Source organism: Brevibacillus formosus, from assembly GCF_003013405.1.
GTDB lineage: Bacteria > Bacillota > Bacilli > Brevibacillales > Brevibacillaceae > Brevibacillus > Brevibacillus formosus.
This window is the reverse complement of sequence record NZ_PXZL01000010.1, coordinates 129,046-143,402: the sequence shown is the minus strand read 5'-3', so window position 1 is coordinate 143,402 and position 14,357 is coordinate 129,046. Positions and strand designations below refer to the sequence as shown.

The 14,357-nt window shown below is 47.9% G+C and carries 15 protein-coding genes; 2 read left to right on the top strand and 13 right to left on the bottom strand.

Features of this window, described 5'->3' with window-relative positions:
* Positions 1-15: 15 nt before the first annotated feature.
* The 4 genes from sufU to sufC are packed head-to-tail and all read right to left on the bottom strand — an operon-like array spanning position 16 to position 3,774.
* On the bottom strand, positions 16-453 hold the full coding sequence (gene sufU, locus C7R91_RS10645) for a Fe-S cluster assembly sulfur transfer protein SufU (protein ID WP_007726380.1): 438 nt from the start codon (positions 451-453) through the stop codon (positions 16-18).
* Complete coding sequence (locus C7R91_RS10640; RefSeq protein ID WP_047073086.1) at positions 440-1,666, bottom strand: cysteine desulfurase; 1,227 nt, start codon at positions 1,664-1,666, stop codon at positions 440-442. The genes sufU and C7R91_RS10640 overlap by 14 nt, the downstream gene beginning before the upstream one ends.
* On the bottom strand, positions 1,666-2,964 hold the full coding sequence (gene sufD / locus C7R91_RS10635; RefSeq protein ID WP_047073087.1) for a Fe-S cluster assembly protein SufD: 1,299 nt from the start codon (positions 2,962-2,964) through the stop codon (positions 1,666-1,668). The genes C7R91_RS10640 and sufD overlap by 1 nt, the downstream gene beginning before the upstream one ends.
* Positions 2,965-2,985: 21 nt before the next feature.
* Positions 2,986-3,774, bottom strand: a complete 789-nt coding sequence (sufC, locus tag C7R91_RS10630) for a Fe-S cluster assembly ATPase SufC (protein WP_047073088.1) — start codon at positions 3,772-3,774, stop codon at positions 2,986-2,988.
* 282 nt (positions 3,775-4,056) lie between these two features.
* Here sufC and C7R91_RS10625 point away from each other — a divergent pair, with 282 nt between their 5' ends.
* Entirely contained in the window at positions 4,057-4,629 is a 573-nt protein-coding gene (locus C7R91_RS10625; RefSeq protein WP_047073089.1) for a stalk domain-containing protein, read from the top strand.
* Between the two features lie 103 nt (positions 4,630-4,732).
* On the opposite strand, the gene pckA is transcribed toward C7R91_RS10625, so the two are convergent.
* From pckA to C7R91_RS10600, 5 genes are all read right to left on the bottom strand, one after another.
* Entirely contained in the window at positions 4,733-6,316 is a 1,584-nt protein-coding gene (gene pckA, locus C7R91_RS10620; RefSeq protein ID WP_047073091.1) for a phosphoenolpyruvate carboxykinase (ATP), read from the bottom strand.
* Between the two features lie 291 nt (positions 6,317-6,607).
* Positions 6,608-7,750: a M20 peptidase aminoacylase family protein gene (locus C7R91_RS10615; protein WP_047073093.1), complete on the bottom strand. Its 1,143-nt coding sequence runs from the start codon at positions 7,748-7,750 to the stop codon at positions 6,608-6,610.
* Positions 7,751-7,808: 58 nt separating this feature from the next.
* On the bottom strand, positions 7,809-8,150 hold the full coding sequence (locus C7R91_RS10610; protein WP_047073094.1) for an SCP2 sterol-binding domain-containing protein: 342 nt from the start codon (positions 8,148-8,150) through the stop codon (positions 7,809-7,811).
* 454 nt (positions 8,151-8,604) lie between these two features.
* Positions 8,605-8,997: a VOC family protein gene (locus C7R91_RS10605; protein WP_007726371.1), complete on the bottom strand. Its 393-nt coding sequence runs from the start codon at positions 8,995-8,997 to the stop codon at positions 8,605-8,607.
* Between the two features lie 22 nt (positions 8,998-9,019).
* On the bottom strand, positions 9,020-9,460 hold the full coding sequence (locus C7R91_RS10600) for a hypothetical protein (RefSeq protein ID WP_017251440.1): 441 nt from the start codon (positions 9,458-9,460) through the stop codon (positions 9,020-9,022).
* Positions 9,461-9,764: 304 nt separating this feature from the next.
* Here C7R91_RS10600 and C7R91_RS10595 point away from each other — a divergent pair, with 304 nt between their 5' ends.
* Positions 9,765-11,819 (top strand): methyl-accepting chemotaxis protein, encoded by a 2,055-nt coding sequence (locus tag C7R91_RS10595; RefSeq protein ID WP_047073099.1) that lies wholly within the window; start codon positions 9,765-9,767, stop codon positions 11,817-11,819.
* A gap of 54 nt (positions 11,820-11,873) precedes the next feature.
* Here C7R91_RS10595 and gcvH read toward each other — a convergent pair whose 3' ends face one another.
* Genes gcvH through C7R91_RS10575 form a run of 4 tightly spaced genes read right to left on the bottom strand, consistent with a single transcriptional unit; the run spans position 11,874 to position 14,352 of the window.
* The gene (gcvH, locus tag C7R91_RS10590) at positions 11,874-12,254 is read right to left on the bottom strand and encodes a glycine cleavage system protein GcvH (RefSeq protein WP_047073101.1); all 381 of its coding nucleotides are present in this window, start codon (positions 12,252-12,254) and stop codon (positions 11,874-11,876) included.
* 59 nt (positions 12,255-12,313) lie between these two features.
* Positions 12,314-12,766 carry a redoxin domain-containing protein gene (locus C7R91_RS10585; RefSeq protein WP_047073103.1) on the bottom strand — a complete coding sequence of 151 codons (453 nt, stop codon included), beginning with the start codon at positions 12,764-12,766 and terminating at the stop codon, positions 12,314-12,316.
* Positions 12,767-12,799: 33 nt separating this feature from the next.
* The gene (locus tag C7R91_RS10580; RefSeq protein WP_047073105.1) at positions 12,800-13,990 is read right to left on the bottom strand and encodes an aminotransferase class I/II-fold pyridoxal phosphate-dependent enzyme; all 1,191 of its coding nucleotides are present in this window, start codon (positions 13,988-13,990) and stop codon (positions 12,800-12,802) included.
* A complete protein-coding gene (locus C7R91_RS10575) occupies positions 13,987-14,352 on the bottom strand; it encodes an arsenate reductase family protein (protein WP_047073107.1) in 366 nt (121 codons plus the stop codon). The genes C7R91_RS10580 and C7R91_RS10575 overlap by 4 nt, the downstream gene beginning before the upstream one ends.
* Between the last annotated feature and the right edge of the window lie 5 nt (positions 14,353-14,357).

Genomic DNA, 14,357 nt, shown 5'->3' with positions numbered 1-14,357 from the left:
GTCGCTTACCCATCACTATTCCTGCTCCGCCTGTTTGACACCTTGCTCCAATGCTTTCCAAGCCAATGTCGCACACTTGATTCGCGCTGGGAACTTGGCTACGCCAGACAAGGCTTCGATATCACCAAGATCAATCGAGTCATCGATTTCTTTGCCTTGCATCATATCGGAGAATTTTTGCGACAGCTCCAGTGCTTCTGCTACTGGCTTGCCTTTGACAGCATCCGTCATCATGGATGCAGATGACATACTGATTGAGCAGCCTTCACCGAGGAACTTCGCGTCCACCACTTTGCCGTCCTCCACTTTCAAGGAGAGCGAGATGCTGTCGCCACAGGTCGGGTTATTCAAATTCACAATGAGTCCGTCGGATTCTTCCAGCTTGCCGCGGTTGCGCGGTTTCTGGTAGTGATCCATAATGACGCGGCGGTATAAATCATCAAGAGAAGACATTGCCGAAATACTCCTTCGTCTTCTTCAAGCCCGCGATCAGCACATCTACTTCTTCTTCTGTGTTGTACAGATAGAAGCTTGCCCGAGCGGTAGCTGTCACATTCAGCCAACGCATCAGCGGTTGTGCGCAGTGATGACCGGCACGAACTGCGATTCCGTAACTGTCCAGCACTGTCGCCAGGTCATGCGGATGTACTGTATCCAGGTTGAATGTAATTAAACAGCTGCGGTCCTGCTGTGGGCCGTAAATCTTCAATCCTTCTATCTCGCGCATTTGTTCCATCGCGTACTTGACGAGATGTTTTTCATGACGCTCGATATTGTCCATACCGATCTCTTCCAAAAAGTCGATCGCTGCTCCCAATCCGATAGCTCCCGCGATGATCGGAGTTCCTCCTTCAAATTTCCAAGGAAGCTCCTTCCAGGTGGAATCGTACATATCCACGTAGTCGATCATTTCTCCGCCGAACTCCATCGGCTCCACACGCTCCAGCACTTCACGCTTTCCGTACAGAACACCTACGCCTGTCGGACCTGCCATCTTATGCGCTGAAAACGTATAAAAATCGCAATCCAAATCCTGGACGTCGATTTTCTTGTGTGGAGCACCCTGCGCTCCATCAACAAACAAAAGTGCGCCATGCTGATGAGCGATTTGGGCAATTTCCTTGATTGGAGTAGTATCCCCCAATACGTTGGAAACATGGTGAATCGCAACGATCTTGGTATTGTCCGTAATCGTTTCCTTGACCGCCTCCAGAGTAACGGTACCGTCCTCTGCCAGCGGAATGAACTTAAAGGTCGCTCCGGTCGCCTTGGCTGCCTGCTGCCATGGAATGAAATTGGCGTGATGCTCCACCAAAGTGGTCACGATTTCATCTCCCGGCCCCAGGTACTTGCGAGCATAGCCGTACGCTACCGTATTACAAGCAGAGGTCGTACCACGCGTAAAGACGATTTCTGCGGCTTCACGGGCGTTGATGAAGGCGCGAACTTTTTCACGCGCGCCTTCGTACCCATCTGTCGCTATGTTACCCAAGGTGTGCACGCCACGGTGCACATTGGAGTTATACTCCCTGTAGTATTTATCCATCGCCTCGATAACCTGAATCGGCTTTTGAGAGGTTGCACCATTATCCAAATAAACGAGCGGATGTCCGTTTACTTCTTGGTGTAGGATGGGAAAATATTTCCGAAGCTCCTTGGCGTTCATTAGCCTAACTTCCTTTCAAGCGCCTGACGGAGTCTGTTTTTCACTTCTTCTACTGGAATCTCAGCGACAACTGGCTCCAGGAAGCCGAGAATGATCAGACGTTCTGCGCCTTGACGGGAAATACCACGAGACATCAAGTAGAAGATAGACTCTTCACTAAAACGTCCTACCGAAGCTGCGTGTCCCGCTTTAACGTCATCCTCATCGATCAACAAGATCGGGTTGGCATCACCGCGAGATTTATCGCTCAGCATCAGGATGTTTTCCGCCTGTACGCCGTTTGCCTTTTCAGCGCCTTTTTCGATTTTCGTGATACCGTTCAAGATACTCACTGCTTCATCCGTCATAACAGCCTTGCTCACCATGTCAGACTCTGTGTGCGTGCCGATATGCTGAACTTGGGAAGTGAGGTTTTGGCGTTGGGAACCAGTACCTACAGAAATGGATTTGGTCTCTGCGATCGAAGCAGTTCCCTTGAGGATAGTGGTGTTGTTGGCAACGGTATTGCCATCGTTCATCTCACCCAAAATCCATTCCATTTTTCCATCGCGCTCAACTGTTGCACGACGGAAGCTGTAGTCGTGAACGTCTACAGACAGAGAACGTACAGAAGCTACTTGCACAGATGCGCCCGCGCCTACATATACTTCAACTAGGCTGTTCGCAACCATGCTTTTGCCTTCGCCAGATACATATGTGTCCACGTAGGTTACTTTGCTGTTCGCTTCTGCCACGATCAAAACATGTGGAGCCAACAGAGCGTTGTCGCCTGCGATTTCATACACAGCTTGCAGTGGAACATCTACTTCCACGTTTTTCGGAACGTAGAGGAATACCCCACCATTTACAACTGCAGTATGCAAAGCAGTCAGCTTGTGCTCATCAAGTGCGATAACGTTCAGCAAATATTTTTGCACGAGATCGCCATGTGATTGCAGAGCATCAGCAAAAGTCGTGAAGATCACGCCTTGTGCCTTCAATTCATCGGATACTGCTTGAAAAACGGTAGAAGCATTTTTTTGTACCAACAGGTTTTTCACGCTGTCGACATCGATTTGTGCTTTTACCAAATCACTGAGTTCATTCGCCGCTGCCACCTTCGCAGTGGTTTGGAACGGATCGAAATCAACGGTATTCCATTTATCAATCTTCGTTTTCTCCAAGGCAGGGAGCGCCAGCTCTCCCGCCGCCTTCAGTCCAGCGAGGCGCTTTTCCAGGAACCAGGCAGGCTCCTGATTAGCTTTGGAGTACTGGGTGATCGCCTCGGAATCGAAGCGTAGCTGTACATCCACACTCATTTCACTGCTGCCTCCTTCTTCCTACACGTTGGCGTTTACGGTTTCGTCCTCGATGCCGAGCTCTTCCTTGATCCAGTCGTAGCCTTCTGCCTCCAGGCGTTCAGCCAGCTCAGGACCACCGGACTTCACGATACGACCTTGCATCATGACGTGTACGAAGTCAGGCTTTACATAGTTCAGCAAACGCTGGTAGTGCGTAATAATCAAGAATCCGCGGTCTGCGGAGCGCATTTCGTTTACACCAGCTGCAACGATTTTCAATGCGTCGATGTCCAAACCGGAGTCGATTTCATCCAAAATACAGATGCTTGGCTCCAAGAGCATCATTTGCAGAATCTCGTTACGCTTTTTCTCACCGCCAGAGAAACCTTCGTTCAGGTAACGGTGGGAGAAAGATTCATCCATTTCCAGCGTGTTCATCTTTTTGTCCATCTCACGGATGAATTTCATCAGGGAGATTTCGTTTCCTTCGCCACGGCGCGCGTTGATTGCGGAACGCAGGAAGTCAGAGTTGGTTACACCACTGATTTCGGACGGGTATTGCATCGCCAGGAACAGACCTGCACGTGCGCGCTCGTCTACTGCCATTTCCAACAAGTCTTCGTCATTGATCAGCACTTCGCCATCGGTTACCTCATATTTTGGGTGACCCATCAGCGTGGATGCCAATGTCGATTTACCGGTACCATTTGGTCCCATGATCGCGTGCACTTCGCCGCCCTTGATCTCCAAATTCAGGCCTTTGAGGATCTCTTTGTCCTCGATCTTGGCGCGAAGGTTTTTTATTTGCAAATGCGGTACTGCTGTCATCTGAATTCCCTCCATACACGTCAAAAGTGAGTTGGTAAATTCTCAATCCATTCTCAATAACTATCTTATAATAAGAATAATTATAAATCAAGGAATGAAACATATCTGTATTTTTTATATCATTATATTTAGAAAGTCCGATTTTGCGCATGAATCCCTTCCTAAATATTCTTGCCTCCGCAGCATTTTTCCCTTTGTAACTTTTAGGCATACATTTCCGTCTAAATTCCAGGTACTTTTTGTAAAAAACACCACTGGATAACTGGAAAGGAACGGATCATTTTGAAAAAGAGTAACAAAAAACTCGCAATTGGACTAGCTGCTGTCTTACTACTCGTGGGTGGCACCACAGTCTTTGCAAAAACGGGCACAGAGAAAGTATCTGCTCGTTTCTCCAACATTAAATTGATAGTCAATGACCAGGTCATCAAAACGAATGCAGAACCATTCATATATAATGGGAACGTTTATGCACCTGTAGCGACTGTTGCCAATGCACTCGGCATTAAGCAGGAATGGGACAATAAAACTCCTGCTGTCCGTTTTTCAGGCGCTGGCGGAAACAACGGTGGCAGTAGCATTCCAGAAGCAATTGTCAAGCAGGCAAAAGACACCTTGCCGCTTCCTTGTGACACTTCCGATGTAAAAGGCAGCTTGTACTATTGCGGACCAGAGAAAGAAGTCGTTTCCAAAGGTTATGTCAATCTGACAGGAATGAGTGATCAGGAGTTTCTCGTTATGTATCGCTATCACACTATTGAAGGACTCCCCTCGGAAGCTTACCTGACTCTTTTCCGTCAGTCAAATGGAAAAGTTGTACCAATCAATACTTCGAAAGTATTCGATGGCAGCTAGTAACATGAGATAAAAACCGTCGGTCACAGGCTGACGGTTTTTTCTATTTTCACGAAGAAAAAACGGATAGACCTTATCGTCTACCCGTTTCTTTCCTGTTCGATTACTTTACTTTAGGACCCGCATTCGCGATATCTGTTGCATTCGGGAATTTCTTCTCGAAATTCTCAATGAAGCGTGCAGCCAGATCAGCCGCTTGCTTGTCGTAATCTTCCTTGTTTGCCCATGTATTGCGAGGTTGCAGAACTTCAGCAGGAACGTTCGGGCAAGAAGTCGGCACTTGTACCCCGAAGATCTCATCAGCTACATAGTCTACTTTTTCCAACTCACCGTTCAATGCTGCTGTTACCATCGCACGTGTGTAGGACAGCTTCATACGTTGCCCAACACCTACCGGGCCACCAGTCCAACCAGTGTTCACCAGGTATACTTGAACCTTGCGCTCGTCAATCTTCTTACCGAGCATTTCTGCATATACGACAGGATGCAGTGGCAAGAATGGAGAACCGAAGCAAGTAGAAAACTCTGTTTGCGGAGCAGTTACGCCACGCTCTGTGCCTGCCATTTTGCTGGTGTAGCCAGACAGGAAGTGGTACATCGCTTGCTCTTTATTCAGCTTGGAGATTGGCGGCAATACACCGAACGAATCGGCTGTCAAAAAGACGATGACATTTGGTTGCCCGCCCACGCCTGGAATCACAGCACCCGGAATTGCTTCTACTGGGTACGCAGCGCGTGTATTCTCTGTATATTTGGTGCTATCGTAGTCTGCTACACGAGTTGCTTCATTTACGTCTACATTTTCAAGTACGGTACCGAACTGGATTGCTTTCCAGATTTGCGGTTCGCCTTCTTCAGACAGCTTGACGCATTTTGCATAGCATCCGCCTTCAATATTGAACACGCCATTGTCAGACCAGCCGTGCTCATCGTCACCGATCAAGAAACGGTCCGGGTCAGCAGACAGTGTTGTTTTTCCTGTACCGGACAATCCGAAGAAAAGAGCAACGTCTCCGTCTTTGCCTACGTTTGCAGAGCAGTGCATCGAGAGTACGTTGCGCTCTGGAAGCAGCATGTTCATTACGCTGAAGATCGACTTTTTCATTTCGCCTGCATACTCAGTGCCACCGATCAACACTGTCTTTTGCTCAAAGCTCAATACGATGAAGGTCTCGGAGTTCGTGCCGTGTACCGCAGGATTGGCTTTGAAATTAGGTGCATAGATAACCGTGAATTCTGATTCATGCGCAGCCAGTTCTTCTTCGGACGGACGGATGAACAACTGACGTGCAAACAGATTATGCCAAGCGAATTCGTTGACTACGCGGATTGGCAGGCGATAGGTTGTATCTGCCCCTGCAAAGCCATCGAAGACAAACAATTCATCTTTGGATTGTAAGTATTTGAGCACGTCTTGTTGAAGTGCTTGGAATTTTTCGGTACTGATTGGTTGGTTAACCGGACCCCAGTTGATTTTATCGTGTACGGAAGCTTCGTCCACCACAAATTTGTCCTTTGGCGAACGGCCGGTAAACTTCCCTGTTAGCGCATTGAGCGCCCCCTTATCGGTCAAAATCCCTTCGCCACGCTTCACTGCCATCTCAACAAGATTAGCTACAGGCAAGTTATGATACACTTTCGTAGCTCCAAGAATGTCAGTAAGCTTTTGAACCGTATTGGTTTCCATGTGTGAACGATCTCCTTCCCAAAATGTGTACCATTTATTGTGACTTTCTAATTGTCGCTCGATTTGTAATTAGTATATCACATTTAGCTAAATAAGCTACATAATTTTATAATCTCTTATGGAGAATGTGTGAATAACCCTCCTCATGCGTATTATTCCCCAACAGCAGTATTTTGTCCACAAACCAACCAGTCTATCGATTATTCGTTAGGTACGCAGAGACATTTCCCCACAAAAAGAGCAACACCAAGAGTTTACTCTCTCAGTGTTGCTCTCACAAGGCATAAAGATTTACGTATTTTCAAACGTCTTCACGACTGTCTGACACAAAATCGCCACACCTTTTTCCAAGGCCGAGCGTTCAAAATGCATCAGGGGATGATGCAGCCCTGGTACCAAATCACATCCAAGAGCCAGCATCGTCGCCTTGATATGAGGACGTTCCACGGTATAGTAGTGGAAATCCTCCGCTCCCGGACTGACAGGCGCCGCTCGCAAATTCTCTTGACCGAGCACATCTACGATCGCCTGCTCCATAAATGCCTTGGCTTGATCATCGACCTCTGCCGCTACCATGCGAGACCCGGCCTCTACCTCTATGCGTGCCTGAAAAGACATCGCGACTCCGTCAATCATTTGACGAACTCGATTCACCAGGTCATCCATCGCCTGATTCGTCTGCGCACGCAGATCGAGGGCAAAACGCGCCTTGTCCGGAATAATGTTGTAGCTCTCTCCCCCGGCTTGCAGCATGGTCATTTTGACGGTGGCGGGCACCATTGGATTAATATGTACTTGACCGAGACCTGAAATAATCGCTCCCGCTACTTCAATCGCATTGATCCCGAGATGCGGTCTCGCTCCGTGGGCAGCGACTCCTGTGATTTCCCCGTAGAGAAACATGGCTGCACCGTTGTAGATGGCGGGTCCCGCCGTTCCATTTGCCATCTCCTGAATCGGTCTTAGGTGAACACCGTACAAATAATCGATGTCATCGACGACACCCTTCTCCACCAGCTTCAATGCTCCCGTTCCTTTTTCTTCTGCTGGTTGGAACAAAATTTTTAACGTTCCCGGCGGTTGATATCCAGCGGCAACCAATGCTTCTACCGTTTCCACGATCAACGTCATATGGGCGTCATGACCGCAGGAATGATTCGCGCGCCACTCACCGTTCACTTCTTGCCAGAGAGCATCGATATCTGTGCGCAAGCCAACAACTGGCTTCCCTTCGCCCCATTCAGCCACTAATCCTGTACAATCGTCAAAAGTCGTAACACGCAGTCCCAAGGCACGCATGCGCTCCGCCAAATAACGAGTCGTTTCTACTTCCTTCCAGCTTATCTCCGGATTCTCATGCAGATGACAGAATGTTTCGGCAATAGCATCTTTACGTGCGGCAACCGCTTGTTGCAACGACATCACAGTAGACATCAAAGCGCCTCCTCCAAAACCGTTTCTTCCTATTATATCACAATGACCATTGGACAGTTCACCGACAGGTCAGTCGCAAAATGGCATCGAGCTTCAGTTGGTCGCGCAATGGCCCCGCTATTTGCACTTTTTCTTTGGCTAAAACATAGACGAGCTCATCGCCGCCGAACAGCATGTGCATTTGTTTCTCCTCTCCTCTGATGATCAAATCGGCAGGCTGCTCCTCTGTCCATACATTCCAGGATGCAACGCCTTTTGCTATCGTCAATTGCCACTGTGCCGGTGAATCATCCACTACAATTCCGATCCTGCGCTCCCATCCTTCTGTTATGAATCGCAAGTGTGCTTTTCCTTGCAGTCTCTCGCCCAGTTCAAAAAGCAGTCTGCCCATTCCGATCATCTGCACGCCACCCCTCTCTTCCCAATTGGGTTCGTGGCCTGTCAGGTCGAATCCTTTGGCGAGGAATGAGAGTCACTGTCGGCTGTTGTCAGGGGGGACATCTTTTTCTCGACATTGTTAGAAAGGCCTTTTGAGTCAGCATAGTGGAGGAGAAGAAAAAGCACAGTTCTCTTCGACTCTGACACGCCCGCAAGGGGGATTGACTGGCCGTCTCCACTTAAAAAAGGGGACCGTCGAGCCAAAGCCACCCTACGGGCGGAAGTTTCTCAAGGAAGAAGTGTTCGACAACCGGGTCCCTTTTTTAAGTTCCGACTGGGTAGGCGTTGTCAAGGTCTGCGAGCTCTGTGCTTTTTCTTCTCAACAGCTTTGTTGGTTCATCGGTACCTTTTAAAACGTAAAGAAGATCATCCATAACAAAAAAGCATCCGCTTTACGCAGATGCTTTTCGCAAACACTACTCATCAAACTCGTCTTTATCCAGTCGCACCTCAAGGTGGTGACCATCGGGTGTCTCAAAATACAAATTATAGCTAGTAGGCTGTGTAATTGGGCCACGATAGCAAATATTTTCTGCCTCCAGCTTATCGACCAGATAGTCCAGCTCAGCTCGGCTCTGCACAGAGAAGGCGAGATGATCGACTTGCCCTACGCCGCCTTTCCCAGCTTCCCCGCCATGAGGATGAAGACCGATCCGTGTGTATGTGCCAATTTGAAAGTAGACAGGTGCTCCTTCCGTCATATTCTCTTCCGGGATAGGGACTTCCAAAATGTCCTTAAAAAAACGAGCTACCTTCACAACATCACTACAATTCAATGCGATGTGGTGAACGGCTTTCAAATGAAACATTCACACTGCCTCCCACGTCAACTCAGGTCATGCGTTCTTGTGCGACATTAGCTTTTCTTTTATTGTACTGCTTCAATCGCTCGCTTAACCGTCTTAAACGAATCATCAATGCTTCCCGCCAATCGTCATCCTGTAACTCCTTGGCGACCCCGAGCAGATCAAGTGAAATATCGATCTGCTGCTTTAACACTTCGGCGAAGCTGGCTGCTTCATCCGTCATGGTACAATTCTCAAACAACTCGGATGTATTGTCAACACTCACAAAGTCAGCAAAATCCACTTCTGGAGCCTGATCTCCTTGAGCATATTCTACTAAAATTTCATATTCTCCCTCAATACCAGGATGAACCTCAATTCTGTCACATACAGGACAAAACATGATCGGGACATTGTGTACAAGCGTTTTATAATGACGGACTGAGCCTACGGAACCTACCATTCCAGCACCACAACAAAAACTCATATAGTCTCCCTCCCTATTCGCCAATGAAACGTCCACGTCCGTTTTTTGGTCGAAACTTTGTCTGTATCCGCATTGTAGCTTATATGCCCACTAACACTCCACCCGCAAATGCTACCAATAAATGAATCGAAGTAAGATTTTGGTCTATCCATTTTACTCGATTTGCTTAGATTCATGCAACATTTTCTGATTAGTATGAATATTTCTCCTCATTTGCCTAAATCCATCATAACAGGTAGTCTTAATCTATCCGATAATAAGGAATAATAATCATTTTAGCAAAAATTCAAAGGAGAGCGGTTTCATGCTTCGTTTTAAAAGTCTTCGTGCTCGAACACTGACCATTACTCTGCCTGTCATTATCTTAACTCTTTTGCTCGTCGTGGGCATCGGTTTCTGGTTCTCTGTCGACCAACTGAATCGGGAAATTGAAGACAAAATGAACTATCAACTAGATATGGTCGGCAGTAATGTGGAAAAGCAACTGGAAGCCCATAGCAAGGTAACGTTGAGTATGGCTCGCTTTATTGAAGTCGGTCCTGTTTCAAATTCGCTAGAGCAATTAAATTCCCTGCTGTCCAAAACTGTCCTCATTAATGATACGACGGTTGGAATGGGAATTTTCATGGAACCATACGCTTTTGACCCGAACAAGAAACTTGTTGCTACTTACGGGGCTAAGACCGACGGCAAGGTTACCATTACAGCTGAGTACAGCAGCGATTCCTATAACTATCCAAATCAAGACTGGTACAAGCTCGGTATTTCGACCAAGAAGGAAACGGATTATTCCGAGCCGTACTATGACGAGGTTTCCAAGGTCTCCATGGTGACAGTAGTAGCCCCATTTTACACTCCGGATAAAAAGCTTCTGGGTGTGGCTACGGACGATATTACACTCACTGACGTGGAAAAGCTCGTCTCCAGTACAAAAGTAGGCGAAACAGGCTGGGCCTTTTTGGTGGATCAAAAAGGGAGATATCTCGCTCATCCTCAAGCAGACAAGCTGATGAATCATTCCGTTCAATCTGACGAGAATGCTTCCTTGGCAGCAATCGGTCCTTCTCTTCTAGAAGAGAAATCAGGAATGAAGACGTTTACTGACGAAAACGGCAGCAATCGTGTTTATTTTCAAGAGCTCGGAGATACAAACTGGACAATCGCTCTCGTGATGCCAGAAAAAGAAATTGCCGATCCTCTCTATGACTTGTTCTTTCAGCTTTGTACGGTGAGTCTGATCGGTCTGTTGATCATGATTGCTGTCATCTATTACTTCAGCAAATACTTGACCAAACAAATCGATCGCGCCAACCAGCTGTCGCATGCCCTCTCCAATGGAGATTTTACCGCTTCCATGGATATTCAGACAGCAGACGAGATGGGGGTTATGGCGAATCGCTTCAACTCCATGACGGCAACCTTGCGCGAAACACTGGGTCAAGTCAGCTTCAATGCTCAACAGGTTGCTGCTACGTCTGAGCAATTGATGGCAAGTGCGGAACAGACGAGCAAAGCAACAGAGCAAATTGCTCAATCCGTTCAAGAAATTGCCTACGGTACGGAGCAGCAAGTGGATGCGACCGTTCAAGGCTATGAGGTTATCAACAAGATTGCCGTACACATCGAAGCGATGGAAAAAGGCATTGAGGATGTAAATCTCTCTACACAAGAAGCGAACCGCCAAGCCACAGATGGCAATCAGATGGCAGCCAAAACGGTCGAGCACATGGATGTGATCCATAGCCAGATGGCCAAGACCTCTACCATTGTCAATGCGCTAGGCCAACGCTCCCAAGAGATTGGAGAAATGATCTCACTCATCACGACGATCGCCAGTCAAACCAACCTTCTCGCTCTGAACGCCGCTATCGAAGCAGCTCGCGCCGGAGAACAAGGACGAGGCTTTGCCGTTGTAGCCGACGAGGTGCGCAAGCTGGCCGAGCAGTCGAGTTCAGCCGCCGAGCAGGTCAGTCACATCCTCACAGTGATTCAACAGGACACAGGCTCAGCAATTGCGGCAATGAATCATGGCGCTTCTATTTTGGGAGAAGGCATGACTCTCGTTCGCTCAACAGGAAATGCATTTGAGCAAATTACTGGCTCCACGTCAGGGTTGCTCATCCGCATGAATGAAGTGACAACGGAAATGAGAAAGATCAGTCAGCAAATGCAAACGATTGTATCCGCCATTACCCATATTACACAAATCGCAGAACAATCAGCCGGCAACTCTCAAACCGTTGCAGCAGCAGCGGAAGAACAAACCGCTTCCATGGAGGAAATCTCTTCGGCTGCAACGATGCTGGCAAAAATGGCAGAAGAACTTAATGATGCAGTACGAACATTCAAGTTGGAGTAGACCTTCCATAAACGAAGAAAAGCCGGAGCACAAAAGCCCCGGCTTTTTTGTTTCCTATTCTTTTACCATCGCTTCGTATTTGTCTGCATCCATCAGCTTGTCCAACTCAGCTGTATCAGACAATTCGACGACGATCATCCATGCTTGCTCGTACGGCGAGGAGTTAACCAGTTCAGGTGCGTCTTCCAGTTCGCCATTTACTTCTACTACTTTACCAGTTACAGGAGCGTACAGTTCAGAAACGGTTTTTACCGATTCCACGCTGCCAAACGGCTCATCCTGTTGGATTGTCGCGCCTACCTCAGGCAGCTCGACAAACACGATGTCACCCAGCTCTGATTGAGCAAAAGAAGTGATTCCGATGTACGCCTTGTTTCCTTCTACTCGCACCCACTCATGCTCTTCACTGTAACGTAGATTTTTCGGGAATTCCATCGTTTACATATCCTCCTATCGGGTACAATCCATTACACATACATAATTAGACGAACATTCTAGGATTCCTCTTCGATCCCCAAAATTCTGAACAAGCGTTTTTTTACCAGTTGGAGACCCTTCTCTCCTGCCTGAAAATGACGTAACTGAAGAGCCTCGTCAAACAAATAAAAAGCGGGGACGTATTCATTCTGGAATGCATCGACTGTCCTTCTATCATTATCGATTGCAATAGGGTGTGTCAAATGTTGTTCTGCAATCGCCTTCTTAATCATCTCGATGTCTGTATCTTTTTCCGAATGAGGCATATGAATTCCAATGACCTTCAAACCGTTAGCAGCGTATTGGTCTCGCCATTCATTTATGCTTGGCATCGATTCCTTGCACATGTAACAACTGACGGACCAGATATGCACCAAAACAGGACTTCCAGCCAAATCAGCTTTGGTTGCTTGCCCGTTGATCCACTCTGTAATCCCAGGAAAGTCAGGCATTTCTTCGCGCAAACGCATGAAAGCTCATCCCCTCTTTTTTGACTTCAACTGTTACACACTTGTTTTCATGCGGAGAATCCCAGATTGATCGATGGCAGCCGCAGCCTCTAACAGGATCTCAGGAGGTTGGACGAGAGCAATTCGTACATACCCTTCTCCTTCTTCGCCGAAGGCACTTCCCGGAACCACCACGACTCCGGCTTTCTCCAGTAACGCGAAGGCAAACTCTCGTGACGTCCACCCTTTCGGTACAGCTGCCCAGACGAACATGGTCGCCTTTGGAGATGGAATGCTCCATCCTGCCTTTGCCAATGCCTCCAGCAACACATCACGCCGTTCCTGGTAAACAGGGGCAACTGTGTTTTTCCCACCCGTTTCCCGATCATACCGCAAAGCCTCAATGGCCATTTGCTGTACAGGTAAAAAGACGCCGTAATCGATATTGGATTTTACAATCGCAAGCGGCTTAATGATGTCTGCATTCCCTACAACATAAGCGATCCGGCAGCCTGCCATGTTGAAGCTCTTGGAAAACGAATTAAATTCAATTCCCACTTCCTTCGCTCCCGGCACTTGCAAAAAGCTCGGCGCTTGGTAGCCGTCAAACACCATCTCCGAATAGGCCAAGTCATGAACCACGATAATGTCAAACCGCTTGGCAAAAGCCACGACCTCTTCAAAAAAGGCAAGGGTAGCGACGGCGGAAACCGGATTATTCGGATAGTTCAGAATCATGAACGTTGCACGAGCCGCAATCTCCTCTGGAATGTCTGTCAGCTTTGGCAAAAATTCATTTTCTGCCCGCAGAGGCATCCGATAAGGTACCGCTCCCGCCAAATGAACACTGCCTTCGTAAATCGGATACCCGGGATCAGGTACGAGGACGATATCTCCAGGATCGGTCCATGCCAAAGCAAAGTGAGCCAAACCATCCTGTGACCCCATCAAGGAATGAACCTCCCCATCCGGCTTCAGCTCCACCCCAAAACGATACTGATACCAGCGGGCGACCTCTTCTCTGAAGGCCGCCGTTCCATCGCTCAATGGATAGCGAAAAGCGGTTGGTTGCTGGATGGCATGGATTAACGTTTGCAGAAGCTTCTCGTCAGGCTGCTGATCAGGACTGCCGATGCTCAAGTCGTATACCGTTCTTGTTTTGGCAACTTCCCTTTTGCGGGCCTCCATTTCTGAAAAAATATCGGCGGAAAGATGGTTCAGTCTTTTGGAAGGTTGGCGCATCATGCCTTCCCTCCCCAAGCCTTCTCCAGTTCTTCTTCTTTGAAACCAAGGGTTACGGTACGATCGCTTGCGATCAGAGGCCGTTTGATCAGCTTGCCATTGGAAGCCAACAGCTCAAGCATTTCATCCTCTGACATTGTAGGAAGCTTGTCCTTCAAGCCCAGCTCGCGGTATTGGACACCACTCACATTGAAAAACTTGCGCAAATCGAGGCCGCTTGTCTGCCAAATTTGGCGTAGCTCCTCTTTTGACGGCGGTGCATCAACAATCGGAATTTCTTCGAAGCCAATCTTTTGATCGGTGAGCCATTTTTTCGCTTTGCGGCAAGTATCACACTTGTTGTACAGGTAAGCTTTCATCGTCATATGTA

Bases quoted from the DNA above. Each gene is read 5' to 3' on its own strand.
- sufC (WP_047073088.1), bottom strand. From the start codon at position 3,774: ATGACAGCAGTACCGCATTTGCAAATAAAAAACCTTCGCGCCAAGATC.
- C7R91_RS10610 (WP_047073094.1), bottom strand. From the start codon at position 8,150: ATGATCGGAATGGGCAGACTGCTTTTTGAACTGGGCGAGAGACTGCAA.
- C7R91_RS10605 (WP_007726371.1), bottom strand. From the start codon at position 8,997: ATGTTTCATTTGAAAGCCGTTCACCACATCGCATTGAATTGTAGTGAT.
- C7R91_RS10600 (WP_017251440.1), bottom strand. From the start codon at position 9,460: ATGAGTTTTTGTTGTGGTGCTGGAATGGTAGGTTCCGTAGGCTCAGTC.
- C7R91_RS10585 (WP_047073103.1), bottom strand. From the start codon at position 12,766: ATGCGTTTGCGCGAAGAAATGCCTGACTTTCCTGGGATTACAGAGTGG.
- sufD (WP_047073087.1), bottom strand. From the start codon at position 2,964: ATGAGTGTGGATGTACAGCTACGCTTCGATTCCGAGGCGATCACCCAG.
- pckA (WP_047073091.1), bottom strand. From the start codon at position 6,316: ATGGAAACCAATACGGTTCAAAAGCTTACTGACATTCTTGGAGCTACG.
- sufU (WP_007726380.1), bottom strand. From the start codon at position 453: ATGTCTTCTCTTGATGATTTATACCGCCGCGTCATTATGGATCACTAC.
- C7R91_RS10580 (WP_047073105.1), bottom strand. From the start codon at position 13,990: ATGATGCGCCAACCTTCCAAAAGACTGAACCATCTTTCCGCCGATATT.
- C7R91_RS10640 (WP_047073086.1), bottom strand. From the start codon at position 1,666: ATGAACGCCAAGGAGCTTCGGAAATATTTTCCCATCCTACACCAAGAA.
- C7R91_RS10595 (WP_047073099.1), top strand. From the start codon at position 9,765: ATGCTTCGTTTTAAAAGTCTTCGTGCTCGAACACTGACCATTACTCTG.
- C7R91_RS10575 (WP_047073107.1), bottom strand. From the start codon at position 14,352: ATGACGATGAAAGCTTACCTGTACAACAAGTGTGATACTTGCCGCAAA.
- gcvH (WP_047073101.1), bottom strand. From the start codon at position 12,254: ATGGAATTCCCGAAAAATCTACGTTACAGTGAAGAGCATGAGTGGGTG.
- C7R91_RS10615 (WP_047073093.1), bottom strand. From the start codon at position 7,750: ATGTCTACTGTGATGTCGTTGCAACAAGCGGTTGCCGCACGTAAAGAT.